Raw genomic sequence first — 25,576 nt, forward strand, 5'->3', positions numbered from 1 at the left:
GAACCAACCTAATTTTTTTCAGGATTACGCTATAAAATCATCAAGATAGGCACTCTGCCAAAAATAGCCCTGCATGCCATAAATTGCTTTACGTGACAGCAGATCTACCTGTTGTTGATTTTCAACACCCTCAACGATAACGCCGTTGCATAATTCGTTGAGATGGTCGAGCAGAATGTCAAAGGTGCGACCGTCGCCAAATTTCCAAAAAAATCTTTGTCTATCTTGACGATTTCAAATATTCCGCTATCGAGCATGGTCAGGTTGGAATAACCCGGTCCAAAGTCATCGAGCCATAAAGGGGCGGGCGTCACTTTCGCGACACCTTTTAAAATCAACAGATCGGCGCTGTTAAATCGCGCAGAGAAGAATGCTGATATTTCCAGACGCAACAGCGTCAGCCGAGACAATTTTTCTTGTATTTCAGCATCTTTAAAAATGCTGGTTACGATATCTCTATCAACATTGATACTGACAATCTGGTCGAACCCTTTCTGGTATAGCTGAATAAGTTTTTCGATCTGGTGGAGGAATAACTGCCATTTAACGTCAGCAGAAAGCTGACTGAAGAACCCTACATCCCTATTAGGGTTATGCTTATTATTGATATCCGCATCAACTGCAAGACGCGTTAATAACTCCCTGGCAATCACCTGGCCGGATAAATCATAAACCGGCTCCAACAAGAAGCTCGTCTTCGGTTGATTGCTCATTTCGCCTCCTTACTGCAACTGCCTGATAGCGTTAAACTGTCAGGATTTCTCATGTAAGAAGTAAGGTAATCATTGATAAAACTTAATATCTTAACTGGAGGTTAACGTACAACTTACAATTTGAAAAATAGATTTCAGTAAGGAGTATTGGCAACTTCAATCGTTTAAACCAATCGATAACGTAAGTAAATTTCTTTAAACTTCATAAAAAACACGGAAAATTCTTAGCTAAATTTAACTTAGTACCAGCCTTGACAGATTAAGAAACATCGAACCAAATGAAATATAACAATAAAATTTTAATCGCTATTGATTGCTTTTTATCCCTAACTCAAATTACTCAATAATTCATTTGGAATCTATGATTCCAAATGACGCCAATAAATAAAGTTTTCTATAGTGATTATTCAAACCTTAATGTTTAAATTTTTATTATACATTGCAGGAAATACATAACAGAAAGGCTGCTAAATCGCTGATAATCCATTACGTTATGTGAGGGTATTAAGAAAATAAGTCTTGCTGCCGATTCGCTTTCTAAGAAAAAAGAATGAGATAGCGCAGAGGATTTAAATCAGGGGGTTTAGTGGAAGGTTACAAATAAGCTAAGAGTGATCGTCTTCACAAATAAAAGTAAAACCTTAGCGTTGGGCGCGAAAATAGCAGGAAAAGAGAAAACCGAGCCCTTACGGACTCGGTTTGAGCGAGCTTAATTACTCATCTTCTAAATAGGTATAACCGTACAGGCCGCTCTCGAATTCTGCGAGGAACTGCGCACGCAGATCTTCCGCAATGTCGGTCTGCTGGGTCACCTGATCGCGGAACAGCGTCATCAGATCGTTGGGATTAAGCTGTACGTACTCCAGCATATCCGCCACGGTATCGCCCTCATCCGACAGTTGCACTTCCACGCTGCCATCCGGGAACGCAAATACATCTACCGCTTCAGTATCACCGAACAGGTTGTGCATGTTGCCGAGGATTTCCTGATACGCACCCACCATGAAGAAGCCGAGCATGGGAGGATTGTCGATATCGTATTCCGGCATCGGCATGGTGGTGGCAATGCCATCGCCATCGACATAGTGATCGATGGTGCCATCGGAGTCACAGGTGATGTCGAGCAATACCGCGCGACGCTTCGGCATTTTATTCAGCCCTTCCAGCGGCAACACCGGGAACAGCTGATCGATGCCCCACGCATCCGGCATCGACTGGAACAGCGAGAAGTTGACGTAAATCTTATCCGCCATACGTTCCTGCAGTTCATCAATGATCGGGCGATGTGCGCGGTTGCTGGGATCGAGGTGCTGCTGAATATAGTGGCAGATGCTGAGGTAAAGCTGCTCGGCCCAGGCGCGCTGACCAAGATCGTAAGTCCCAGACGAATAGCCGGTGTGGATATCGAACAGATCCATTTGGCTATCGTGCAGCCATTCGCGCAGCGAACGACGCACGTCAGGTTCGTGCATCTCCTGCCACGTATCCCACAGGCTCTGAATGGGACGCGGTGAATCTACATCCGGCGCGACCGGCGTGCTGAACTCGTTGCGTTCAACACCAATGATGTTGGACACCAACACGGTGTGGTGCGCAGTAACCGCACGACCCGATTCGGTGATCACCGTTGGATGTTCCAGGCCATTCTCTTCACAGGCGTCGCCAATCGCCCAAATCACGTTATTGGCGTATTCGTTCAGACCGTAGTTGACCGAGCAATCGGACTGCGAGCGCGTGCCTTCATAATCCACACCTAAACCGCCGCCGACATCGAAACATTTGATGTTAACGCCCAGCTTTGCCAGCTCAACGTAGAAACGCGCTGACTCACGCACGCCGGTAGCGATATCGCGGATGTTGGACATCTGCGAACCGAGATGGAAGTGCAGCAGTTGCAGGCTATCAAGACGGCCCGCTTTGCGCATGATGTCAACCAGCTGCAACACCTGCGATGCCGCCAGGCCGAATTTGGACTTCTCGCCGCCGCTCGATTGCCACTTGCCTGAGCCCTGCGACGCCAGACGCGCACGGATACCCAGACGCGGAATCACGTTCAGACGCTCCGCTTCTTCCAGCACCAGACGCACCTCGGTCATCTTCTCGATCACCAGATACACTTTATGACCGAGCTTTTCACCGATCAGCGCCAGACGAATGTATTCACGATCTTTGTAGCCGTTACAGACGATGACTGAACGGGTTTTACCGGCGTGTGCCAGTACCGCCATCAGCTCAGCTTTCGAACCGGCTTCTAAGCCCAACGGTTCGCCAGAGTTGACCAGTGACTCAATTACGCGCTTATGCTGGTTAACCTTGATCGGGTAAACCAGGAAGTAGTCACCTTTATAGCCGTAAGATTCACGCGCGCGTTTGAAAGCGGCGTTAATCGAGCGCAGACGATGCTGGAGAATCTGCGGGAAGCAGAACAGCGCAGGCAGACGCTGACCGTCGGCTTCGCGCTCTTTCACCAGTTTCGCCAGGTCAACGCGCACGTCCGGCTGATCCGGATCGGGACACACGCTGATGTGCCCCAGCTCGTTGACGTCGTAATAGTTATTACCCCACCAGGCAATATTGTAGGTACGCAGCATTCTGCTTGCTTCCTGATCGTTCATTGCCACCTCCTGCATGGAGCGGAGTACACCTTGTTCGCCAGCTGACGAACCCTTGATATTCTTCATGTCGTCAGACATCGCGAACCTCAATTTTCCGTTGAAATATGAATTTGTTACCGAGTTTTGTCATTGTGACGCCAGGTAAAAATTGCCTCATCCTGCTTGCTGCCTCTGTAAGGTTGCAACGTGCAATGCTGACTGTAAGTGTAAAACACCGCGCCGAAGTCGGGGCGAATAGCCTAAGACTTCCACGATTTATAGACAGCGGAATGCAGTAATAGGTGCAGAGAAATGTTAACCGGCGCTCGTGTCGGGCTGATTACCGCAACGAACAGAACTTCGACAGGAGAAAAGAACGGACCTGGAGTGGGAAAGGAGTGCCAGCGCGCCAAAACAGCGCAGTGAACCAAAAAGAGATAAAGAGTGGTTCATTACTTTAATCACCTCCATCGCCTGCTTAAAGCATGCGAGAAACGGCTTGGGTGAAGGTCAGATTAAAGGGCATCTGACGGCGCGACGCACGGCGGCGTCATCCTTTTTCGCTGTGGTCGACAGCAGCGGCGTTTTATACAGCCACCCGGGGTAAATTGCAAAATCTTTGTCAGCTAACTGCGCGCGGTGTCAGGAAATTATTCCACTTACAATGTTGCGGAAAATGCGGGATCGGAAAAAGCACTGGAAAAGTGCTCACTGAGTAACCTAGAATAGCCGTCCAGATGGTTTTCCATCTAAACTGATTAACATCCAGGCGGTGTGAGAAAAAGCTCTCGCCTCCTACTGCTTGCGGCTTTGCCTGAAGTGGCGTCGAGTCGGCCTGGTCCCGCTTGCGCTATGCAGTCGTATTCAAACCATTTTTAAGGTAAAGAACAGAATGGCTAAACACCTTTTTACATCTGAGTCCGTATCAGAAGGACATCCTGATAAAATCGCTGACCAAATTTCCGATGCCGTGCTGGACGCAATCCTTGAACAGGATCCCAAAGCACGTGTGGCCTGCGAAACTTACGTGAAGACCGGTATGGTGCTGGTTGGCGGTGAAATCACCACCAGCGCATGGGTTGATATCGAAGAGATCACCCGTAATACCGTACGTGAAATCGGCTATGTCCATTCCGATATGGGCTTTGATGCCAACTCTTGCGCAGTTCTGAGCGCGATTGGTAAGCAATCTCCAGACATCAACCAGGGCGTTGACCGTACCGATCCGCTGGAGCAAGGCGCGGGCGATCAGGGCCTGATGTTCGGCTACGCCAGCAACGAAACCGATGTGCTGATGCCCGCGCCAGTCACCTACGCGCACCGTCTGGTGCAGCGTCAGGCTGAAGTGCGTAAAAGCGGTTCACTGCCGTGGCTGCGTCCGGATGCGAAAAGCCAGATCACCTTCCAGTACGATGATGGCAAAATTGTCGGTATTGATGCGGTTGTGCTGTCAACGCAGCATTCTGAAGAGATCTCACAGGCGGATCTGCGTGAAGCCGTAATGGAAGAGATCATCAAGCCGGTTCTGCCAACTGAGTGGATCAACGCCAGCACCAAATATCACATCAACCCAACTGGTCGTTTTGTTATCGGTGGCCCAATGGGCGACTGCGGCCTGACCGGTCGTAAAATCATCGTTGATACCTACGGCGGCATGGCACGTCACGGTGGCGGCGCATTCTCTGGTAAAGACCCGTCTAAAGTTGACCGTTCTGCCGCTTACGCTGCGCGTTATGTGGCAAAAAACATCGTAGCCGCTGGCCTGGCTGACCGTTGCGAAATCCAGGTTTCTTACGCCATCGGTGTGGCTGAGCCAACGTCTATCATGGTTGAAACTTTTGGTACTGAGAAAGTCTCCACCGAGCAGCTAACGTTGCTGGTACGCGAGTTCTTCGACCTGCGTCCTTACGGTCTGATTCAGATGATGGATCTGCTGAAACCGATCTATAAAGAGACCGCAGCATACGGTCACTTTGGTCGTGAGCACTTCCCATGGGAGCAGACTGATAAAGCTGCACAGCTGCGTGAAGCGGCTGGTTTGAAATAAGCCCAGAAGCGCTATCGATATCGAGCCCGCCATTGGCGGGCTTTTTTTTGCCCATAGCGCAAGAATGTGTAGCTGGTCGCCATGAATGGCGTAATGCTCGTCATTTGAGAGATGAAAACCCTTATTACCGAGCGCACATTTCGTAGCGGCGCAATTCATTGCGCGATAAATCGCGCCGCTACGGAATGTGCGGTAATTAGATACGGCGCTTAACCGATCGGCATTACGCCATTTATGGCGACCACCACGCCTCATGCCTCACCAAGCCCCCGATTTAAGGCACATTGTTCTTTTTCAACTCGCGTCTACACTTCTTTCGCCTCGCTTACATCTTGGTGATAACGATTACATTTTGAAATCCTTTATCAATCGGCAATTTAGAGATTTTTCAGCGTAGTTATTACTCTGAAAATGCGTTATTTTCAGCGTCGTCTGATAGCCGGTATTTAGTGCGATGTCAGAAACTTAAAGGGTGCTATACCTTACTGGTTACGTAACTATTTCGGGCGGAAAATGCTGGATTGCAGGGTTTCAGCGTGTGTAACCGATTACACTGATGTGATCTTACTCACTTTTTTCCGCCGACAGGTTTCATAACATTGATAACAACAACGATGGATAAACTTTGGAGGCTTCATGCCTGGTAATAATCACAAGAGCAGAACTTCAAATAAGGTCATGACCTTGTTTGTCTGCTTTTTAGCGGCGCTGGCCGGCTTACTGTTTGGACTGGATATCGGCGTTATCGCTGGCGCTCTGCCTTTCATCGCGAAAGACTTTAACGTCACCGCGCATCAGCAAGAGTGGATCGTCAGCTCAATGATGTTTGGTGCTGCGGTCGGTGCGGTCGGCAGCGGCTGGATGTCATCGCGTCTTGGCCGTAAAAAGAGCCTGATGGCGGGTGCGATTCTGTTCGTTATCGGTTCATTGTGGTCTGCGGGCGCAACCAGCCCGGACATGCTGATCGCCGCGCGTGTGGTGCTCGGTCTGGCCGTGGGTGTCGCGTCTTATACCGCTCCGCTCTATCTCTCTGAGATCGCTCCAGAGAAAATTCGCGGCAGTATGATTTCGCTGTACCAGCTGATGATCACCATCGGTATTCTGGCCGCTTATCTCTCTGATACCGCCTTCGCCGATGCTGGCGCATGGCGTTGGATGCTCGGTATCATCACCATTCCAGCGGTGCTGCTGCTGATCGGCGTGTTCTTCCTGCCAAACAGCCCGCGCTGGCTGGCAGCCAAAGGGGATTTCCGCAGTGCTGAACGGGTGTTATCGCGTCTGCGTGATACCAGCGAACAAGCAAAACGCGAACTGGATGAAATCCGTGAAAGCCTGAAGATTAAGCAGTCAGGCTGGCAGCTGTTCCAGAGCAACAGTCACTTCCGCCGCGCGGTGTTCCTCGGCGTGCTGTTGCAGGTAATGCAGCAGTTCACCGGTATGAACGTCATCATGTATTACGCACCGAAGATCTTCGAGATCGCTGGCTTTGCCAACACCACGCAGCAAATGTGGGGCACGGTGATTGTCGGTCTGGTGAACGTACTGGCGACCTTTATTGCTATCGGTTTGGTGGATCGCTGGGGCCGTAAACCTACGCTGCTGCTGGGCTTCCTGGTGATGGCAGTCGGCATGGGCGTGCTGGGTACCATGCTGCACATCGGCATCCATTCGCCTGAAGCACAATACTTCGCGGTGGCGATGCTGCTGATGTTCATCGTTGGTTTTGCGATGTCTGCCGGTCCACTGATTTGGGTGCTGTGTTCAGAAATCCAGCCGCTGAAAGGCCGCGACTTTGGTATTACCGTGTCTACTGCAACCAACTGGATTGCGAACATGATCGTGGGTGCCACCTTCCTGACCATGCTGAACACGCTGGGCAACGCGCCAACTTTCTGGGTTTACGCGGGTCTGAACGTATTCTTCATTCTGCTGACGCTGGCGCTGATTCCGGAGACCAAAAACGTCTCGCTGGAACACATCGAACGCAACCTGATGTCAGGCAAAAAACTGCGCGATATCGGTCAGAAGTAATCCCGATAAGCGAATGCAAGGGCTGCCAACTGGCAGCCCTTTTTATTTCGGCTGCGCATCGCGCCATATAACCGTAGGGTCACCATCAATGGCGCCCCACGTTTATGGCGCTGAGTTATCGTAGGGTCGCCATTAATGGCGACCGCTTCACATTTAACCAGGCACCAGGCCGCCATAAATGGCGACCCTACGCACTCAGTTGATTCAACGGCTGCAACCTTTTATGCTTCCCTCCATGAAAACACCACGCCTTCCTATCGCCCTACAACAAGCCGTTATGCGCTCACTGCGCCACTTTCTCCAGCAGGCCAATGAGAAGCTGGAGCGGCGCTTTGATGAGCCCAATCTGGTTTACCAACAGCGTGGCACCGCTGCAGGAACCGCATGGCTGGAAAAGTGGGAAATCCGCATCAACCCGGTGCTACTGCTGGAGAATCAGCAGGCGTTCGTTGATGAAGTCGTCCCGCACGAGCTGGCGCATCTGCTGGTGTGGAAAACCTTTGGTCGCGTGCCACCGCACGGCAAAGAGTGGAAATGGATGATGGAGAGCGTACTTGGCGTGCCGGCACGTCGCACGCACCAGTTTGAAATCGACTCGGTGCGCAGCAACACCTTCCCCTATCGCTGCCGCTGTCAGCAGCATCAGCTCACCGTGCGCCGCCATAACCGCGTGCTGCGCGGCGAAAGCGAGTATCGTTGCGTACACTGCAAAACCTTACTGCAACCCGGCGAATTCTCAGCAACATAGCCTAATCTGATATCCCGCCTCTCGCCATTCTGTTACCCTGCCGCCCTTTTTCAGGACCAGGTTAATTTTTGGAATATGTCTCGCAAAACGCTGCTGTTACTTACCTTATTAGTTGCTCCGCTTAGTGCTTATAGCCTCAGTTTCACTAACTATCATCAAAACAACTTCAGTCAGGCCAAAGTCTATGCCGCGCAAATCAACGCCGATGCGCCAGCAGACTTCTACTGCGGTTGTAAAATCAGCTGGCACGGCAAAAAAGGCGTGCCGGATTTGAGCAGCTGCGGCTACAGCGTACGTAAAAATGCCAACCGCGCAGAACGTATCGAGTGGGAACATGTGATGCCGGCGTGGGAATTCGGTCACCAGCGCCAGTGCTGGCAAAACGGCGGACGCAAAAACTGCAGTAAAGATGCTGATTATCGCCGTATTGAAAGCGACCTGCATAACCTGCAGCCCGCGATAGGTGAAGTGAACGGTGACCGCAATAACTTCCAGTACAGTCAGTGGAATGGCGGCGAACAGCAATACGGTCAGTGCAGCATGAAGGTCGATTTTAAGCAGAAACGGGCGCAACCGCCGGAACGCGCGCGCGGTGCCATTGCCCGCACGTACTTCTATATGCGTGACCAATATCATCTGCGCCTGTCGCGCCAGCAAACTCAACTTTTTACCGCGTGGGATAAGCAATATCCGGTGACAACGTGGGAGTGTGAACGCGATAATCGCATCGCCAACGTGCAGGGAAATCATAATTCCTACGTACAGCAGGCTTGCCAGCGCTAAAAGCGCTACCCTACACTAGCTTTTTTCGATTGCGCCGTGTCCACTGACACGGCATAACGCTGGCAGGAACCGCATGCGTATACCTCGCATTTATCATCCCGAATCTCTCGAAGTAAACAGTGAAGTCTTTCTCGATGAAGACGCCGCTAACCATGTCGGGCGCGTGCTGCGCATGACGGCCGGTCAGCAAATTGAGCTGTTTGATGGCAGTAATCTGACTTTTAGCGCTGAAATCACCCAGGCCGATAAAAAGCGTGTAAAAGTAAGGATCCTTGCCAGTCAGCAGGATGATCGTGAATCCCCGCTGCATTTGCACCTTGGCCAGGTGATGTCGCGCGGTGAAAAAATGGAATTCACTATCCAGAAATCGATCGAACTTGGCGTGAATGTCATTACGCCCTTGTTTTCTGAACGCTGCGGCGTAAAGCTGGATGCCGAGCGACTGGCGAAAAAGATTCAGCAATGGCAGAAAATCGCGATTGCCGCCTGTGAACAGTGCGGCCGTAATCGTGTGCCGGAAATTCGCGAGCCGATGACGTTACAAGCCTGGTGTGCGGAAGCCGAAGATGGTTTGAAGCTTAATTTGCATCCGCGTGCCAGCCATAGCATCAACACGCTGCCGCAACCGTTAGAACGCCTGCGTTTGCTGATTGGGCCGGAAGGCGGCTTATCCGCCGATGAAATTGCCATGACGGCGCAACAGGGTTTTACCGATATTTTGCTTGGACCACGCGTGTTGCGCACTGAAACCACCGCTCTCACTGCCATTACGGCACTTCAGGTGAGGTTTGGTGACCTCGGTTAAGCGATACTTTCGGGTTCGAACGTAACTTCACAGCATAATGCTTTCGGGGTAGTTGCTTCCCCATTTAGGAGAGAATAATGATTAAGCTTGGCATCGTTATGGACCCCATTTCGTCCATCAACATTAAAAAAGACACCAGCTTCGCCATGTTGCTGGAAGCACAGCGCCGTGGTTACGAAATTCATTACATGGAGATGAGCGATCTCTCCTTGCGCGGTGGCGTGAGCTATGCGCGCACCCGTCTGCTGAGCGTTGAGCAGAATTACGATAACTGGTACACGTTTGGCAGCGAGCAGGTTATCCCGCTGGCCGATCTTAACGTGGTGCTGATGCGTAAAGATCCCCCGTTCGACACCGAATTTATCTATGCCACTTACCTGCTGGAACGCGCGGAAGAGCAAGGCACGCTGATCGTTAACAAACCGCAGAGCCTGCGCGACTGCAACGAGAAGCTGTATACCGCATGGTTTGCCGACCTGACGCCAGATACGCTGGTCACGCGCAGCAAAGAGCAGCTGCGCGCCTTCTGGCAGGAACATGGCGATGTGATCCTTAAGCCGCTGGACGGCATGGGCGGCGCATCCATTTTCCGCGTGAAGCAGGACGATCCAAACTTTGGCGTGATCACCGAAACCCTGACCAATCACGGCCAGAACTTCTGTATGGCGCAGAACTATCTGCCCGCGATTAAAGACGGCGACAAACGCGTATTAGTGGTGGATGGCGAACCTGTGCCTTACTGCCTGGCACGTATTCCACAAGGTGGCGAAACGCGCGGTAATCTGGCTGCTGGTGGCCGTGGTGAAGCCCGTCCGCTGAGCGACAGCGACTGGGAAATTGCGCGTCGCGTAGGCCCAACGCTGAAAGCCAAAGGACTGATTTTTGTCGGTCTGGATATCATCGGTGATAAACTGACTGAAGTTAACGTGACCAGCCCAACCTGCGTGCGTGAAATCGAGGCCGCGTTCCCGATATCGGTCACTGGCATGCTGATGGATGCCATTGAGAAACGCCTGGGCTGATGCCGTCGGAGTTTCCACTCCGTGAACACCCAAAACCGGCGCTGCCGCGGCAGCGCCGGTTATTTTTGGTATACGAGTGATAATGAATTTACAGCATCATTTTTTAATTGCGATGCCATCGCTGCAGGACCCGCTATTCAAACGCTCCGTGGTGTATATCTGCGAGCACAATGAAGATGGCGCTATGGGTTTGATTGTAAATAAGCCAATGGAAAACCTGACGGTCGAAGGCATTCTTAAAAAGCTTAAAATTAGCGCATCCGAACGCGATCCTGCCATCAAACTGGACAAGCCGGTGTTTGCCGGAGGTCCGCTGGCGGAAGATCGTGGTTTCATCCTGCACTCGGCGCAGCACATTTACTCCTCAAGCATTCGTATTTCAGACACCACGGTGATCACTACCTCGCGCGATGTGCTGGAAGCGATCGGCACCGCCTCTCAACCAGATAACGTGCTGGTCGCGCTGGGTTATTGCGCCTGGGAGAAAGGACAGCTTGAAGATGAGCTGCTGGAGAATGCCTGGCTCACCTCACCCGCTAATACCAATATTCTGTTCCAGACGCCAATTGCAGAGCGTTGGCGCGAGGCAGCACGCGGTTTGGGTGTCGATATTCATAATATCGCCACCGATGCAGGACATGCTTGATGGCCAATGAAACCTTACTGGGCTTCGATTTCGGCACCAAAAGCATCGGCGTCGCCATTGGTCAGCAACTGACGGGCACCGCCCGCGCGTTAACGGCGCTAAAAGCGCAGGATGGCACGCCAAACTGGAATCTGATTGAAAAGCTGCTGAAAGAGTGGCAGCCCGATTATGTGGTGGTAGGTTTGCCGCTGAATATGGATGGTACCGAACAGGAGCTGACTGCACGCGCGCGTAAGTTTGCCAATCGCCTGCATGGCCGTTTTGGCGTGCGCGTTGAGTTGCAGGATGAGCGCCTGAGCACCGTAGAAGCGCGTGCCGACCTGTTTGAACGCGGCGGCTTTCGTGCGTTGCAGAAAGGCCAGGTCGATTCACAATCGGCGGTAATTATCCTCGAAGATTGGTTTGAGACGCATTAAACCCTTACCCGTTATCTCATCCAGATCTGTCACATACCATAGCGGCGCGATTTATCGCGCGTATAAATGGCGGCACCATGACCATCCATGCATTGCGCAATAAATTGCGCCGCTACGATTTGTACTCAATCCCATCAAATCAATCCCGCCATCTGACGTCCCTGCTCGCTCTGCGCGAACGTTTGCATGCCAGCCTGCGCGCCGGTTTGCAATACGCCTGGCAACTGATGCATTTTGCCCTCGCGGATCAGGTTCGCCACCGCGGGTGTCGCCACCAGCACTTCAAACAAGCCAATGCGCCCGCCCGCTTTTGCCGGAACTAAACGTTGCGCCAACACCGCTTTCAGGCTGCCCGCTAATTGGGTGCGCACCAGGTTTTTCTCCTCGGCGGGAAACACATCCACCAGCCGATCAACCGCCTGCGTTGCGCCACGCGTATGGAGCGTAGCCAGCACCAGATGACCGGTTTCCGCTGCAGTGAGCGCCAGGCGAATAGTTTCACTGTCGCGCAGTTCACCAAGCAGAATCACATCAGGATCTTCCCGCAGCGCAGCTTTCAGCCCGTGCTGAAACGAGGCGCAGTGCGCACCGACTTCGCGCTGTTGAATCAACGAGCGTTGGCTGCGATGCACAAACTCAATCGGATCTTCAAGCGTCAGAATATGCCGCGCCTGCTGGCGATTCAGGCAATCCACCATGGCCGCCAGCGTGGTGGATTTGCCGCTACCGGTGGCACCAGTAATTAAAATCAGCCCCTCTTCCAGCTGTAAAAGTTGGCTCATCACTTCGGGCAAATGCAGGCTAATGAGATCGGGTGCCCTGCTGGCAATCAGCCGCAGCGCCAGCGATAACCCATGTCGCTGCATAAACAGGTTGGCGCGCAGTCGTTCGCCGCAGGCAAGCGTGATGGCAAAATCAACGTGTCCATTCTCCTCCAGCTCGGCCTGCTGCGGCGCTGTGAGCCACTGCTGCATAAAGTCTTCGAGCCAGCCGCCATCCAGCGCGCTTTGCTGCGGAATCGGCTCCAGCACGCCTTGCCGACGCCAGTGCGGTAAATGTCCGCTGCAAAGGTGCAGATCGGCGGCGTTATGCTTTACACTAAGGGCCACAATTTCATCCAACTCCATTTAACTTCTCCTGACTATGACTTCCATTGAGCACAACTTACAGCAAGTGCGTGAGCGTATCGCCGCTGCCGCCGCACGTTGCGGCCGCGCGCCAGAAGAAATTACCCTGCTTGCAGTGAGCAAAACCAAACCTGCGAGCGCGGTCGCAGAAGCCATTGCCGCTGGACAACAGGCGTTCGGTGAAAATTACGTACAGGAAGGGGTTGAAAAAGTGGCGGAACTGGCCGCACATCCTGATTTGCAATGGCACTTTATCGGCCCGCTGCAATCCAATAAAAGCCGCCTGGTGGCGGAAAACTTCGCCTGGTGCCACACCGTTGACCGGCAGCGCATTGCGCAGCGCCTGAACGATCAGCGCCCAGCGTCATTGCCGCCGCTCAACGTGTTAATTCAGGTAAATATCAGTGACGAAAACAGCAAATCTGGCATCATGCTGGAGGCGTTGCCGGAGCTGGCTCAGCAGATAGCGGCGTTGCCGCAGCTACGTCTGCGTGGGCTGATGGCCATTCCGGCGCCCGAGTCGGAATACGCGCGGCAACTGGCAGTGTGTCAGCAGATGGCTGCCGCGTTTCAGGCCTTAAAGCAGGACTATCCTGACGTCGATACGCTTTCTCTGGGAATGAGCGACGATATGGACGCGGCAATCGCCGCGGGCAGCACCATGGTGCGTATTGGCACCGCCGTTTTTGGCGCGCGGGATTATGCGCGACCTTCACAACAATAATTGAGGAACCTCATGTTAACACTGACGTTTTTAGTCAAAACGCTGATCGATTTGTACGTGATGGTGCTGCTGCTGCGCATCTGGATGCAGTGGTCGCGCTGTGACTTCTACAACCCGCTGGCGCAGTTTGTCGTGAAGATCACTCAACCGATTATCAAGCCGCTGCGCCGCGTGATTCCTGCGATTGGCCCGATTGATACCGCGTCGCTGCTGCTGGCCTTTGTGCTGACCACGCTGAAATATCCGATCCTGTTGCTGATTCAGGTCGGCGTGTTCTCGGTTGATCCCACCAACCTCTTGGTTGGCTTGCTGTCGCTAGTGAAATCCGCCGGTTATCTGGTGTTCTGGGTGATCATCATTCGCTCGCTGATGAGCTGGATCAGCCAGGGCCGCGGTCCGGTGGATCAGGTTTTGCTGCAGTTGACTGAACCGCTGATGTCGCCAATTCGTCGTATTCTGCCTGCGATGGGCGGTATCGATTTCTCTGCCATGATTGTGATTCTGGTGCTGTACGCACTGAATTTCCTCGGCATGGACCTGTTCCCAGGTCTCTGGTATTTGCTGTAATTCGTTAATCTGGAACTGTTATGCAAAAAGTTGTTCTCGCGACCGGTAATCCGGGCAAAGTTCGTGAACTGGCCGATCTGTTAGCGGCCTTCGGACTGGATATCGTGGCGCAAACCGACCTCGGCGTTGAGTCGGCGGAAGAAACCGGCCTGACCTTCATCGAAAACGCCATCCTGAAAGCGCGTCATGCGGCGGAGATTACCGGTTTACCGGCGATTGCCGACGATTCCGGCCTGGCGGTAGACGCGCTGGGCGGCGCGCCGGGCATTTACTCCGCGCGCTATGCAGGCGTTGACGCCAGCGATCGGCAAAATCTGGATAAGCTGCTGGTGGCGCTGGAAAACGTGCCGGATGGCGAACGTCAGGCGCAGTTCCACTGCGTGCTGGTTTATCTGCGTCACGCCGCCGATCCCACGCCGCTGGTGTTCCACGGTAGCTGGGCCGGGGAAATCACCCGCGCGGCAGCGGGCGCAGGCGGCTTTGGTTACGATCCCATCTTCTATCTACCTGAATTAGGTAAAACGGCGGCAGAGCTGAGTAAAGACGAAAAGCGCGCCGTCTCTCACCGTGGTAAAGCATTGACGCTGCTGCTGGAAGCGATGCGCAATGCCTGAGTTACCTCCGTTAAGCCTGTACATCCACATTCCATGGTGTGTGCAGAAATGTCCGTACTGTGATTTCAACTCTCACGCGTTAAAAGGCGAGGTGCCGCACATTGAGTATGTGCAGCACCTGCTCAACGATCTCGAACAGGATTTACCGCTGACAGGTGGGCGCGAAGTGCGCACTATCTTTATCGGCGGCGGTACGCCAAGCCTGCTGAGCAGTAATGCGATGCAGATGTTGATGGATGGCGTGCGTGCGCGATTGCCGCTGGCTGCCGATGCAGAAATCACCATGGAAGCCAATCCGGGCACCGTTGAAGCCGATCGCTTTAGTGGCTACCAGAAAGCCGGTATTAACCGTATTTCGATTGGCGTGCAGAGCTTTAGCCCGCAAAAACTTGAACGTCTTGGCCGCATTCACGGGCCGCAAGAAGCGGTACGTGCAGCGCAGCTGGCGGAAGGTTTAGGCCTGCGCAGTTTTAACCTCGATCTGATGCACGGTTTGCCGGATCAGTCGCTGGAAGAAGCGCTGGATGATTTGCGCCAGGCAATTGCGCTCAATCCGCCGCATCTGTCGTGGTATCAGCTGACGATTGAGCCGAATACCTTGTTTGGTTCGCGCCCGCCGACGCTGCCGGATGACGATGCGCTGTGGGATATCTTTGAGCAAGGTCATCAACTGCTGAGCGCCGCAGGCTATCAGCAGTATGAAACCTCGGCGTATGCTAAACCGGGTTATCGCTGCGAGCACAATCTCAACTATTGGCGCTTCGGTGATTATCTTGGCATTGGTTGCGGCGCACACGGCAAGCTGACGCAGCCGGATGGTCGCATCGTGCGTACGGTGAAAACGCGCCATCCGCGCGGCTTTATGAAGGGTAATTACCTCGATAAGCAGCACGACGTAGCCGAGAACGATAAACCGTTCGAGTTCTTTATGAACCGTTTCCGCCTGCTGGAAGCGGCACCGCGCGCAGATTTCCGTCGCTACACCGGCATGAATGAGCAAGTGATTCGTCCGCAAATTGATGCGGCGATAAGTGCGGGATACGTGGTGGAAACCAGCGAGAACTGGCAGATTACCGAAAAAGGGAAGTTGTTCCTGAATTCGCTGTTGGAGCTGTTCCTGAGCGATGATGAGTAAATCTGTAATGGGATCGCTGTGCATGGCGATCTTGCAGCGGAGCACTTCTAATGTTGTAAGGTGCGCAATAATGCGCACCGAGTTAACATAGCTACGTTTGGTTTAATCGTCGTGCATAACGATTAAATTACCTTAGCCGTAAGCAAGCTCAATTTCCTGATTGACCAACAGCGTGTAATTTTCTTTGCTATTGGTTATCAGCTTCCAGCTTTCACCACCGACCTGTACGTTATTCTGCGAAATTGACCAACCCTCGCGCCACTCCGCCTGATCAATAATAACGCGGTCGCCCCTATCGCCATCAATCATCAGCTGTTGCGTGCCATCGTTAATAAATAACCCGTTGCCGCCTTCGGTGAGCAGTGCGGTCAAATCCAGCTTGAGGGTATTATTGCCTTGTCCGGTAATATCCACCTGTTGCAAACCTTCAATACGTTCAACGATATCTGAAAAATCAATGTGCTGTTCTGCACCGTCAAAAACAAGTTTTCCGGTTTGAATCGCATCGATTGGCTGAGTAGTAATTAACCAGCTAGCTACATCAATAATATGCAATTCACCGGCGGCTGGCGCATAAATTGGCGCGGCTTCATTCGACGCGATACTTTTAACCCCGGTGCCTTCTCCGCTGCCCCAGGTCATGGTATCAATAGTCCAGCCAACATCATTGTAGGTTTTTACCCAACCATAGAACCAATAGTAACAGTAGGTATCGGGATCGGCCGCTGAATGTACCTCAATATACCCTATCGGCTTTTCTGCACTCGCCTTATAGTTAAATTGATAACTCTGCGATTCGTAATTAATAGTGCCACTTTGTGCCAGCGCCTGGATAGCAAGTAACGTACCGTCCGGTGAGTAAACTTTCACTTTTGCATTGCTATTATGCAGGTTAGCATAATTAAACGCGACAAAGTCTGTTTCACCAAAATCATATTTAACAATTGAGTTATCCAGCATCGTCACCGCCCGACCATGGTAATAATCGGTATGGGTTTTTATATTCGACATGATGCCCGTGTGAAAGGTATTAATTGCATCGCCATGCTTTAACTCGGTGACTTTGAGCTTGCCGTATTGATATGTTTGCCCGGTTGCCCAGTTATCATTACTTCTGAGCTCCCAGTCTTCACTGTTTCTTTCATACTTCGGCACAGATTTGTAATTCACCGAGTAGTTCTGTGAAGGAATGCTTTTATTTCCTGCGGTATCAACTGCCTCAACCGTGAAATTATTATAGCCTTCTCTCATATCACGATTAGGCGTAATCACCCAGTCACCCGCGCCATTTGCCTGTGCTATGCCGGCAGGCACCCCATCCTGATAAAGCGTGACGCTGCTGTAAGCTTCGGCTTTGCCTCTGAAGTCTAAGCGTGTATCGTCCGTTGTTTGACCCGATGCAATATTGCCTTGCTGCTTGCCCACGTCATCCCAGGCCTGAACGATGGTAGGCTGCGTGGTGGAACCATCAACAACCAGCGTCGTGGTACCGCTCCATTTACTGACGTTACCTGCGTGATCGATACTGCGAACCCGGAAATTCCAGCTACCATCGGCCAGATCAACTGGCGGCGTCCATTGCCAGTTACCATTACTGTCGACATTCACCGTCGCGGTTGTAATCCAGCTTCCATTCTTGCCAGCATACTGCACGCGCACATATTCACCGGGCTCACCACTACCGTGTAATTCTGGTCGGCGATCGTCGGTTGCCTTAGTAAAATCAAACTGCCCACGATTAAGACCCACGTCATCCTGATAATATTTTATTACTGCGTTATCAGGATTCAGCGTGTCTAATTCGAAGTTCCATTTCTGTGAGGATGGGCTGCGGTTATCAGCACGGTCTACCGCAACGGCACTGAGTTCATAATTTCCGTCTTTGGGTAAATTAACTTCCACTTCCCATTCACCGCGAGCATTAGCTTTTACTGAGGCCAGCGGCGTTTTATTGTTTTTATTATAGATGTACACAATGCTGTTTGCTTCCGCATTGCCACGGACGACAGGATTTGGATCGTTGGTGTATCCATTGCGCTTAATGCTTTCACCATTTTGCACACCGCCAGCAACGTCATCTTCAATAGCAATAATTGCAGGTTGTGCTGGTGGAATGGTATCAACATTATAAGCCACGGTAACAGGCGTTCCGATATTTCCCGCGAAATCTACCGGGGTAAAACTCAGGCTATATTCACCATCACTGAGCGGGCGTACTGGTGTCCATTCAATCGCACCGTTACGCACGGGCAGGGTTATTACCTGATTGCCATTCAGGGTAACTATGATCTGCTTTGTATCGGGTGAAGTGACTTCGACATACCAGCTCTTTTGTGGATCGTTATACCAGCCGGGTAATGCGTGGACGATAATATCGTCTGAATATAACCAGTCCGGATTAATGGCTGCTTTAGAACTTTCTTTATCTTGTTTATCTTGATTAGCGACATGTGGATTAACAACGATAAAATCATCAGAGAAATCAAAATTAATACTCATAACCACCTCGATGTGAAATATATTAAACGAGGTGTTATATTCTCACCGCTCAAATGACCCATTAACAAGAAGCGTCTTAATCTAAAAAAGACGCTTTCAAGTTAAATAATTTGTCACTAAGGCGATTTCAAGACATTTCACGTTTTAAGTAAATACAACAAGACATCAAATAAAACCAGCTTATCTTGTCATTTACCATAAAATAAAAAAAAGATAATCTTCTAGGTTTATCAACGCGAAATTATCTTATATAATCTGTAAAGATTGATAATTTTATTGAATCCCTTTTATCAATTCTGAGCGTTGTTTTTCTAACACCGTCACGCGATTACACACCTCGTGACCAAAATTCTGGAAATCTTGTTCCTGTTTATTCCATTCCGCCTGCACCGATTGCTGTAAGCCACCAAGGTTGCCCATGATCGCCTGTAGCGGATTGCTGCCGTTCGCCGCCTGGCTGCTGCCCATTTCGTTCAGGCTATCCTGCATGATGCCGCCAAGCGTGCTTTGCACCAGTTTCTCGCCGTCAGCACGAACCTGGTCGATAGCCTGATGGTGGAACGTCAGCCCATCTGGACGATGCTCAATAATACGGTTCATCTGCTCTTTAAGTTGACCATCCAGCTTAGTCAGGCGATTGCGCACGTTGCTGTTCGCGCCGAGCTTTTCAACAATCACTTTATCCAGCGCCACACGGCTGCGCTCCAGACGCGAAGTCGCCCCGCTATCGATCCACGGCAAATCGCGGCGCAGCGCCGTTTGATAATCAATGGCTTTCTGGCGATCAGCGTTATCCACGTTGACCTTTTGGCCATTGAACTGCACATCGCCCTGCGGAGTGATTTCGAGGTTGCCGTTGGTTCCCACCACCTGCACGCTCTGCGGTTTAACGATCACATCATCCTGTGGCTTAACGCTGCATTCATATGCAGCCTGAGCCTGAGTTGCCGCCAGCAGCAGCGCGGCGATAAGTGCCTTACGAACCATGAAATCTCCCTTTTTTACAGGCTTGAAGGTCGGGCGTTGAGCGTCGCAGCCATTTTTGTGCCGGCCAGCGCACAGCATCCGGAGCGTACATGAGTACGTGAGGAATGCGAGCACTGCCCGGTGCAAAAAGGGCAAGTAAGCTAGCCCGATACGATCTTTAGTCCCACCAAACGTCGAAGAGTTCAGTTACCTGCACATCAGACAGGTTGTGGGCTTCCAGCCATTTGCGCACCAGCTCGCGGTGCTCATCGGTGCATTTGCCGGTTTCCTGCAGGCAAACCAGACCTTCCCACACCAGATAACCGCTGCCGTCATACGCCAGACCGTTCGGCGCGATCACTTCATTAATGAACTGATCAACGGTGGCGTCGATTTGCTGCTCAGTAGTGCCTTCGGCAAAACGCCAGGCGACGGAAAAACCTAATTCCTGAAACTCATCAATATGCAGTTTTTTACGCAAACGACGGCTACGCTGTACGGCCATTATTTCACCCTCTCAAACATCAGATCCCATACGCCATGGCCCAGTCGCTGCCCGCGCTGCTCAAACTTAGTTAACGGACGCGTTTCGGGACGCGGCACGTAATTGTTACTTTCCGACTGATTTTTATATCCGTCGATGCTGCTCATCACGTCTAACATGTGTTCGGCGTAGGCTTCCCAATCGGTCGCCATATGGAATACGCCGCCCAGCTTCAACTTGCGCATCACCAGCTCAGCAAACGGCACCTGCACGATGCGGCGTTTGTTATGGCGCGCTTTGTGCCACGGATCCGGGAAGAACAGCTGCACCATGCGCAGCGAGTTATCCGGAATCATCTTCTGCAGCACTTCCACCGCGTCGTGACACATCACGCGCAGGTTCTCAACGCCCGCTTCTTTGGCAGAAGCCAGGCAAGCGCCCACGCCCGGCGCATGCACTTCCAGGCCGAGGAAGTTTTGATGCGGATTATTCTGCGCCATGGTCACCAGCGAGGCGCCCATACCGAAACCGATCTCCAGCACCACCGGCGCTTCGCGGCCAAACAGCGTCACCAGATCCAGCGGCTCCTGCTGGAACTCCACGCCCATCTCCGGCCATAAATTATCAAGCGCGAGCTGCTGTCCTTTCGTTAAGCGCCCCTGACGGCGCACAAAACTGCGGATACGGCGTAATGGCCGCCCGTTCTCATCAAATTCTGGGGTGATGACGTCATTAATCATGTTGAAGCCTGCTGGTTAGCCTGTTCTGGGAAACGGGCATTATGCAAAGTTAGAAAGCAGAAGCAAGCCTTTGCAATGTTCCGGTTTACACCCAGAGGTCTCTGTGCTGGAATTCCTGCCTGATTGTAGAGTAAACACGGAAAATTTCCTTCTTATGATGCAAGCGCCGACGTTCGCGCAACAAGTGCTGGATTGGTATCAGCGCTTCGGTCGCAAAACCCTGCCGTGGCAGCAGGAGAAAACGCCGTACAAGGTATGGCTCTCTGAAGTGATGCTGCAGCAAACCCAAGTTGCTACCGTCATTCCCTATTTTGAACGTTTTATGGCGCGCTTCCCCACGGTGGCCGATCTGGCGGCTGCACCGCTGGATGAAGTGCTGCATCTATGGACCGGCCTTGGCTATTACGCGCGTGCGCGCAACTTGCACAAAGCGGCGAAACAGGTGGTGGAAAAGCACGGCGGCGAGTTCCCGCGTAACTTTGACGATGTCGCGGCGCTGCCGGGCATTGGTCGCTCCACTGCGGGCGCGGTGTTATCGCTGTCGTTGGGTCTGCATTTCCCGATTCTGGACGGCAACGTAAAACGCGTGTTGGCGCGCTGCTACGCGGTCGGCGGTTGGCCGGGCAAAAAGGACGTGGAGAAACGGCTGTGGCAGATCAGCGAAGAGGTCACGCCCGCAAAGGGCGTCAGCCAGTTCAATCAGGCGATGATGGACCTTGGCGCGTTAGTATGTACTCGCTCACGTCCTAAATGCGAAATTTGCCCTCTTAGCAGCGGCTGCGTCGCCTATGCCAACAGCAGCTGGGCCGAGTATCCAGGCAAAAAACCGAAGCAGATCTTGCCGGAACGTAGCGGCTGGATGTTGATGATGCAGGATGGCGATGACGTGTGGTTAGCGCAGCGTCCGCCGGTTGGCCTGTGGGGCGGGTTATTCTGCTTCCCACAGTTTACAAGTGAGCAAGCGCTAACTGACTGGCTAACCGAGCGCGGCATTCATACCAAACCGCAGCAGCTCACGGCCTTCCGTCACACCTTTAGCCATTTCCACTTAGACATTGTGCCTATGTGGCTAGCGTGGCCTTCCGCTGGGTCGCTGATGGATGAAGCGGGCGGTCTCTGGTATAACTTAGCGCAACCACCGTCAGTGGGTTTGGCGGCGCCGGTTGAGCGCTTACTGCATGAATTGCGCCATCCCCAGCAGCTAAAACTGCATTCAAGAGTGACCGAAGAGGAAGAGTAATGAGCCGCACCATTTTTTGTACTTATCTGCAACGCGACGCTGAAGGCCAGGACTTTCAGCTCTATCCTGGCGAGTTGGGTAAGCGCATCTTTAACGAGATCTCTAAAGAAGCCTGGCAGCAGTGGATGTCCAAGCAAACCATGCTGATCAACGAAAAGAAATTGAGCATGATGAATCCGGAAGATCGCAAAGTGCTGGAGAAGGAGATGATTAATTTCCTGTTCGAAGGCAAAGATGTGCACATTGAAGGTTACACCCCGCCAGAAAAATAACCGTTCAGGGCTTCCCATTGAGGCCCTCTTTTTCGATTCAGGCACGCATTAACAAATGAATAAAAAACTGATAGCGCTATTAGTGATTGCACCACTTTTGGTCTCCTGCTCCGGACAAAAAAAATCGCCGTTTCATGAAGAGTGGGTTAAGGACACCAACGGTTTTGATATTTTAATGGGGCAGTTTGCCCACAATATTGAAAACATTTGGGGAATCAATGAAGTTCTGATCGCCGGACCGAAAGATTACGTCAAATACAGCGACGGCTATTACACCCGCAGCCACATCAACTTTGACAGCGGTAGCATCACCATTGAGACCATTTCCGGCACCGATCCGATGGCCAGCCTGCGTCAGGCAATCATCACCACGCTGTTAATTGGCGAAGATCCCGGCAATGTCGATCTCTACTCCGATGTCAACGATATTCAAATCAGTAAAGAGCCGTTGTTGTACGGCCAGGTGCTGGATAATACCGGTCAGCCGATTCGCTGGCAGGGTCGCGCCGGCAGCTTTGCGGATTACCTGATTCAAAACAAACTGCAGAAACGCACTTCCGGCCTGCACGTCATCTGGTCGGTCACCATTCCGATGGTACCGAACCACCTCGACAAGCGTGCGCACAAATATCTGCCGATGGTGCGTAAAGCCGCTGAGCAATATGGCGTGGATGCGTCACTGATTCTGGCGATTATGCAGATTGAATCGAGCTTCAACCCGTATGCGGTGAGCCATGCCGATGCGCTGGGATTGATGCAGGTGGTGCAGCATACCGCCGGTGTCGATGTGTTCCGCATGAAGGGTAAAGGCGGCAAACCAAGCCGCAGTTATCTGCTTGATCCCGAGAATAATATTGATGCGGGCACCGCGTATTTGTCGCTGCTGCAGAGAAGTTATTTGGGTGGCATTCAGGATCCGGTTTCACGGCGTTATGCGGTGATTACGGCCTACAACGGCGGTGCGGGCAGCGTGCTGCGCGTGTTCTCCAGCGATAAAGATCGCGCCTTCTCGTCGATTAACGGTATGTCGCCAGCGGAGGTGTATCAGACGCTGACGACCAACCATCCTTCGGCAGAGTCGCGACGTTATCTGTATAAAGTGAGCCAGGCGCAGCGCAGTTATCGTCGATTCTAAGATAGTGCGATGATTGAAACGGTGGGCATAAATGCCCACCCTCCGTGTAAGGTCGCCATTCATGGCGACCTTGTTAAACCATCATATTCGCCACCAAATACTTACGCCCGCTTTCATCTTCCTCGGTGTAAACCCCTTGCAGCTCTGGCGAGAAGCCCGGTAGCAGATTGATGCCCTCTTCCAGCGCGAGGAAATAGCGCTGCACTGCGCCGCCCCACACTTCGCCAGGCACCACGCACAGCACGCCCGGCGGATAGGGCAATGCGCCTTCTGCCGCAATGCGCCCTTCGGCTTTGGCAATCGGCACCAGCTCCACTTCGCCACGAATATAAGCCTGATGCGCATCCTGCGGATTCACCTTCACCGGAGGGAAGCATGCGGAACGGAACATCGCCTTCTGCAGATCTTTGACGTCGAAACTGACATAAAGATCGTGCATCTCCTGACACAAACGACGCAGCGTATAACCTTTGTAGCGTTCAATATTTTTGCGATAAACGCTCGGCAGCACTTCCGCCAGTAGCGCATCCTCGCGCACGTGCTGCTCAAACTGCACCAACATCGCCACCAGATGCGCCATTTTCTCCGGCGTTTCTGCTGGCGTCATCAGGAACAGAATCGAGTTAAGATCGCACTTCTCCGGCACAATGCCGTTCTCGCGCAAATAGTTGGCCAGAATGGTCGCTGGAATGCCAAAACGGGTGTACTCACCGCTGGCTGCATCAATGCCCGGCGTAGTCAGCAGCAGCTTGCAGGGATCAACCAGATACTGTTGCTGCGCGTAGCCGGCAAAACCGTGCCACTTCGCGCCCGGTTCAAGACTGAAGTAAGCGGGATCGGCGGCGATGGCTTCAGTTTCTGCCGCTTGCCATAGCTTGCCGTGTACTTTCTCCGGCAGGAACGGCTGAATCATCTCACAACGTTCCAGAATCGCTTTGCGCGCATCAATGCCGATGGTGACGCACTCGTGCCACATGCTGCGCCCCGCCTCGCCTTGGTGCATGCGGGCGTTAATATCCAGCGCCGCAAACAGCGGATAAAACGGGCTGGTTGAGGCGTGCAGCATAAACGCATTATTGAGGCGCTTGTGTGGACAGAAACGCTTCTGCCCACGGATGTGATTGTCTTTCTTGTGAATCTGCGAAGTCTGTGAGAAACCGGCCAGCTGCTTGTGCACCGACTGCGTGACAAAGATGCCCGGATCGTTGGCGTTCAACGTCAGCGTTAACGGCGAGCAGCCGGCCATCAGCGGGATGAACTGCTCGTAACCAACCCACGCTGAATCAAACAGGATGTAATCGCACAGATGTCCGATACGATCGACCACCTGGCGCGCGTTGTACACCGTGCCGTCGTAAGTGCCGAGCTGAATTATCGCCAGGCGGAATGGGCGCTCATCGTTGGCACGTTCGGGTGCCACTTTGGCGATTTGATCACGCAGATAAGCATCGTCAAAACAATGCGCATCAATGCCGCCGATAAAGCCAAACGGATTGCGCGCCGCTTCCAAATATACCGGCGTTGCGCCCGCCTGAATCAACGCGCCATGATGATTGGATTTGTGGTTATTGCGGTCAAACAGCACCAAATCGCCGCGCGTTAACAGCGCGTTGGTCACCACTTTATTGGCGCTGGAGGTGCCGTTGAGCACAAAGTAGGTTTTATCGGCGTTAAACACTTTCGCCGCAAACTTCTGCGCATCTTTAGCTGAGCCTTCGTGGATCAGCAGATCGCCGAGCTTAACGTCGGCGTTACACATATCAGAACGGAATACGTTCTCGCCGTAGAACTCATAAAACTGACGACCCGCCGGATGTTTGCGGAAGAAAGCGCCACCCTGATGTCCCGGACAGGCAAACGTGCTGTTTTGCATATCGACGTAGCGCGTGAGCGTGTCGAAGAACGGCGGTAGCAACTCAGCTTCATACGCTTGCGCGGCGTCTTCCAGCGCATCCCACTCTTCTGGCGCACCGTTGATTTCACCGGTGACGCCCGGCAGCTTCAGCACTTCTTCATCGAACGCATTGGCAACAAACACCGGCAGATTAAAGCCGATCTTGCGCAACAGCGTCAGCACGCCACTGCGCGTGTCTGAAAGGGTGATCACTACCGCAGCGACATCGGTAAAGTCGGTATTGTCCAGCGTCACCACGTCGCGCGCGGTGTTGAGACTAAGGGTTGGCGCTACAGCAACGCTGGCAGCAATTTTCAATGGGTTCATAACACAAATCCCTGAGAGAGGATGAGTGGGTGCCGATGGCACAGCAA

At 52.4% G+C, this 25,576-nt stretch carries 23 protein-coding genes; 15 read left to right on the forward strand and 8 right to left on the reverse strand.

What is annotated here, in order from left to right:
* Window positions 1-104: 104 nt before the first annotated feature.
* Window positions 105-713, reverse strand: a complete 609-nt coding sequence (locus ACRQ84_RS11430; RefSeq protein WP_483816109.1) for an EAL domain-containing protein — start codon at window positions 711-713, stop codon at window positions 105-107.
* Window positions 714-1,426: 713 nt separating this feature from the next.
* Entirely contained in the window at window positions 1,427-3,406 is a 1,980-nt protein-coding gene (speA, locus tag ACRQ84_RS11435) for a biosynthetic arginine decarboxylase (protein WP_064738615.1), read from the reverse strand.
* A gap of 793 nt (window positions 3,407-4,199) precedes the next feature.
* On the opposite strand from speA, the gene metK reads away from it, so the two are divergent.
* The 8 genes from metK to ruvX all read left to right on the forward strand — a co-directional run bounded on the left by metK (window position 4,200) and on the right by ruvX (window position 11,805).
* Entirely contained in the window at window positions 4,200-5,354 is a 1,155-nt protein-coding gene (gene metK / locus ACRQ84_RS11440) for a methionine adenosyltransferase (protein WP_064738614.1), read from the forward strand.
* A gap of 636 nt (window positions 5,355-5,990) precedes the next feature.
* A complete protein-coding gene (locus tag ACRQ84_RS11445; RefSeq protein WP_064738613.1) occupies window positions 5,991-7,385 on the forward strand; it encodes a sugar porter family MFS transporter in 1,395 nt (464 codons plus the stop codon).
* Between the two features lie 235 nt (window positions 7,386-7,620).
* On the forward strand, window positions 7,621-8,133 hold the full coding sequence (locus ACRQ84_RS11450) for a SprT family zinc-dependent metalloprotease (protein WP_483816110.1): 513 nt from the start codon (window positions 7,621-7,623) through the stop codon (window positions 8,131-8,133).
* A 75-nt stretch (window positions 8,134-8,208) separates the two neighbouring features.
* Complete coding sequence (endA, locus tag ACRQ84_RS11455; RefSeq protein ID WP_483816111.1) at window positions 8,209-8,916, forward strand: deoxyribonuclease I; 708 nt, start codon at window positions 8,209-8,211, stop codon at window positions 8,914-8,916.
* Window positions 8,917-8,989: 73 nt separating this feature from the next.
* Window positions 8,990-9,721, forward strand: a complete 732-nt coding sequence (rsmE, locus tag ACRQ84_RS11460) for a 16S rRNA (uracil(1498)-N(3))-methyltransferase (RefSeq protein ID WP_483816112.1) — start codon at window positions 8,990-8,992, stop codon at window positions 9,719-9,721.
* Between the two features lie 77 nt (window positions 9,722-9,798).
* Window positions 9,799-10,743: a glutathione synthase gene (gene gshB / locus ACRQ84_RS11465; protein WP_064738610.1), complete on the forward strand. Its 945-nt coding sequence runs from the start codon at window positions 9,799-9,801 to the stop codon at window positions 10,741-10,743.
* Window positions 10,744-10,825: 82 nt separating this feature from the next.
* Window positions 10,826-11,389, forward strand: coding sequence for a YqgE/AlgH family protein (locus ACRQ84_RS11470; RefSeq protein WP_064738609.1), 564 nt, complete (start codon window positions 10,826-10,828; stop codon window positions 11,387-11,389).
* Window positions 11,389-11,805 carry a Holliday junction resolvase RuvX gene (gene ruvX / locus ACRQ84_RS11475; protein ID WP_064738608.1) on the forward strand — a complete coding sequence of 139 codons (417 nt, stop codon included), beginning with the start codon at window positions 11,389-11,391 and terminating at the stop codon, window positions 11,803-11,805. Before ACRQ84_RS11470 ends, ruvX begins: the two co-directional genes overlap by 1 nt.
* 134 nt (window positions 11,806-11,939) lie before the next feature.
* Here ruvX and ACRQ84_RS11480 read toward each other — a convergent pair whose 3' ends face one another.
* Entirely contained in the window at window positions 11,940-12,932 is a 993-nt protein-coding gene (locus ACRQ84_RS11480) for a type IV pilus twitching motility protein PilT (RefSeq protein ID WP_483816113.1), read from the reverse strand.
* Between the two features lie 16 nt (window positions 12,933-12,948).
* Between ACRQ84_RS11480 and ACRQ84_RS11485 the strand changes: the two genes are divergently transcribed.
* The 4 genes from ACRQ84_RS11485 to hemW are packed head-to-tail and all read left to right on the forward strand — an operon-like array spanning window position 12,949 to window position 15,972.
* Window positions 12,949-13,656 (forward strand): YggS family pyridoxal phosphate-dependent enzyme, encoded by a 708-nt coding sequence (locus ACRQ84_RS11485; protein ID WP_064738606.1) that lies wholly within the window; start codon window positions 12,949-12,951, stop codon window positions 13,654-13,656.
* 12 nt (window positions 13,657-13,668) lie between these two features.
* Window positions 13,669-14,223, forward strand: coding sequence for a YggT family protein (locus ACRQ84_RS11490; RefSeq protein ID WP_064738605.1), 555 nt, complete (start codon window positions 13,669-13,671; stop codon window positions 14,221-14,223).
* Between the two features lie 20 nt (window positions 14,224-14,243).
* The gene (locus ACRQ84_RS11495) at window positions 14,244-14,837 is read left to right on the forward strand and encodes an XTP/dITP diphosphatase (protein WP_064738604.1); all 594 of its coding nucleotides are present in this window, start codon (window positions 14,244-14,246) and stop codon (window positions 14,835-14,837) included.
* Window positions 14,830-15,972 carry a radical SAM family heme chaperone HemW gene (gene hemW, locus ACRQ84_RS11500; RefSeq protein WP_483816114.1) on the forward strand — a complete coding sequence of 381 codons (1,143 nt, stop codon included), beginning with the start codon at window positions 14,830-14,832 and terminating at the stop codon, window positions 15,970-15,972. Before ACRQ84_RS11495 ends, hemW begins: the two co-directional genes overlap by 8 nt.
* Before the next feature lie 132 nt (window positions 15,973-16,104).
* Here the strand turns inward: hemW and ACRQ84_RS11505 are convergent, their stop codons facing one another.
* The 4 genes from ACRQ84_RS11505 to trmB all read right to left on the reverse strand — a co-directional run bounded on the left by ACRQ84_RS11505 (window position 16,105) and on the right by trmB (window position 20,661).
* Complete coding sequence (locus tag ACRQ84_RS11505) at window positions 16,105-18,471, reverse strand: Ig-like domain-containing protein (RefSeq protein ID WP_483816115.1); 2,367 nt, start codon at window positions 18,469-18,471, stop codon at window positions 16,105-16,107.
* 273 nt (window positions 18,472-18,744) lie between these two features.
* Window positions 18,745-19,458: a YggN family protein gene (locus tag ACRQ84_RS11510; protein ID WP_483816116.1), complete on the reverse strand. Its 714-nt coding sequence runs from the start codon at window positions 19,456-19,458 to the stop codon at window positions 18,745-18,747.
* A gap of 157 nt (window positions 19,459-19,615) precedes the next feature.
* Window positions 19,616-19,942, reverse strand: a complete 327-nt coding sequence (locus ACRQ84_RS11515; protein WP_483816117.1) for a YggL family protein — start codon at window positions 19,940-19,942, stop codon at window positions 19,616-19,618.
* Entirely contained in the window at window positions 19,942-20,661 is a 720-nt protein-coding gene (gene trmB / locus ACRQ84_RS11520; protein WP_064738600.1) for a tRNA (guanosine(46)-N7)-methyltransferase TrmB, read from the reverse strand. Before trmB ends, ACRQ84_RS11515 begins: the two co-directional genes overlap by 1 nt.
* Before the next feature lie 154 nt (window positions 20,662-20,815).
* Here trmB and mutY point away from each other — a divergent pair, with 154 nt between their 5' ends.
* From mutY to mltC, 3 genes are read left to right on the forward strand one after another with little or no spacing between them, the layout of a single operon-like run.
* Window positions 20,816-21,901, forward strand: a complete 1,086-nt coding sequence (gene mutY, locus ACRQ84_RS11525; protein ID WP_483816118.1) for an A/G-specific adenine glycosylase — start codon at window positions 20,816-20,818, stop codon at window positions 21,899-21,901.
* A complete protein-coding gene (locus ACRQ84_RS11530; protein ID WP_007890330.1) occupies window positions 21,901-22,173 on the forward strand; it encodes an oxidative damage protection protein in 273 nt (90 codons plus the stop codon). The genes mutY and ACRQ84_RS11530 overlap by 1 nt, the downstream gene beginning before the upstream one ends.
* A gap of 55 nt (window positions 22,174-22,228) precedes the next feature.
* Window positions 22,229-23,308, forward strand: coding sequence for a membrane-bound lytic murein transglycosylase MltC (gene mltC / locus ACRQ84_RS11535; protein ID WP_064738598.1), 1,080 nt, complete (start codon window positions 22,229-22,231; stop codon window positions 23,306-23,308).
* Between the two features lie 73 nt (window positions 23,309-23,381).
* On the opposite strand, the gene ACRQ84_RS11540 is transcribed toward mltC, so the two are convergent.
* A complete protein-coding gene (locus tag ACRQ84_RS11540; RefSeq protein WP_483816119.1) occupies window positions 23,382-25,529 on the reverse strand; it encodes an ornithine decarboxylase in 2,148 nt (715 codons plus the stop codon).
* Window positions 25,530-25,576: the final 47 nt, after the last annotated feature.

It is taken from the genome of Pantoea sp. E2023-21, from assembly GCF_051302795.1.
GTDB classification, from domain to species: Bacteria; Pseudomonadota; Gammaproteobacteria; order Enterobacterales; family Enterobacteriaceae; genus Pantoea; species Pantoea ludwigii_A.